The following is a 1,111-nucleotide window of genomic DNA, read 5'->3' as shown; positions in this document are numbered from 1 at the left end:
TTGGGCTCGGCGTCGTCGATGAAGAGCACCCGGTCAGCGGGAAGGCCGAGCCGATCCAGGGCCAGCTCGTAGATCGCGGCGTGGGGTTTGCGCAGTCCGACTTCGCCGGAGATCACGACCGGGTCAAGCAGGGCGTCGATCCGTGCACGGGGGTAGGTGTTCCCCCAACTGTTGGAGAGCAGGCCGACCTCCAGGCCGGCGAAACGCAACTCTTCGGCCAGCAGAAACATCTCTGCGTCGGGCAGCATGCCCGCGAAGAGCCGGCTCAGGATCCCGTCCGGGACCACTGCGCTCCCATCCGTGGTCCGTAGCTCGGCCGCGAGCAGGCGCTCGAATTCCGCGACCGTGAGCTCGCCGGTCTCCAGCCGGTGGACCGGCGTACCGTCCGGGGCATTGCGAGACAGCCACGCCTGCAATGCGCCCGAGAACGACTCGGGCTCGATCGCATCCGCGGCCAGCCAGTTGGCGATGGAATGCTTCACAGGGCCGGTGAGCACGCCGCCGTAGTCGAAGAGGACCGCATCGATTCCCCGCACCGAACCACTGCTCATGCCGGAGAGGCTGACGCCGCCGTCGGCGCCAACAGTCCCGCAGTCGGAATGGAGCGGATCGACTTCGTCCACCAGCTCACTCCTCCGCGGCTTGGAGGCTGAGGCCGCCATCAACGACCACCGTCTGCCCGGTGAGCCACGCGGCGTCCTCGGAGAGCAGGTGAGCGACGACGCCGCCGATGTCTTCTGGCACGCCGAGCCGCTTGAGGGGGTACGCCGCGGTGACCTCGTCCTCGCGGCCCTCGTACAGCTTCGTGGCGAACCGCGTCTTCACCACTCCCGGCGCGACGCCGTTGATCCGGATGTCCGGTCCGAGCTCGACCGCCATCAACTCGGTGAGCGAGTTGAGCATCGCCTTGCTCGCACCGTAGAACCCGATGCCCGGCGCCGTACGGATGCTGGAGAGCGAGGAGACGTTGACGATCGCGCCGCCGTGCTCCTTCATCCATGCTTGATGGACCTGCTGGACCCACGAGACCGCGGCGATGCAGTTGACCTCGACGATCTTGCGGGCGGCGGCGAGGTCGAGCTCGACGAGCGGCCCGTACACGGGGTTGATC

2 protein-coding genes are annotated in these 1,111 nt (G+C 67.7%); both read right to left on the bottom strand.

What is annotated here, in order from left to right:
• Positions 1 to 623, bottom strand: a 623-nt coding sequence (locus ACOADB_RS27190; RefSeq protein ID WP_378606447.1) for an HAD family hydrolase, incomplete at its 3' end; no start/stop codon positions are given.
• A 4-nt stretch (positions 624 to 627) separates the two neighbouring features.
• The coding region (locus ACOADB_RS27185; RefSeq protein ID WP_378606444.1) for an SDR family oxidoreductase at positions 628 to 1,111 on the bottom strand (484 nt) is incomplete at its 5' end.

Origin of the sequence: Nocardioides sp. CPCC 206348, assembly GCF_048654705.1 — a bacterium.
GTDB lineage: Bacteria > Actinomycetota > Actinomycetes > Propionibacteriales > Nocardioidaceae > Nocardioides.
Note: the sequence above shows the minus strand (reverse complement) of the source record. Positions and strands in the feature narration are given on the sequence as shown.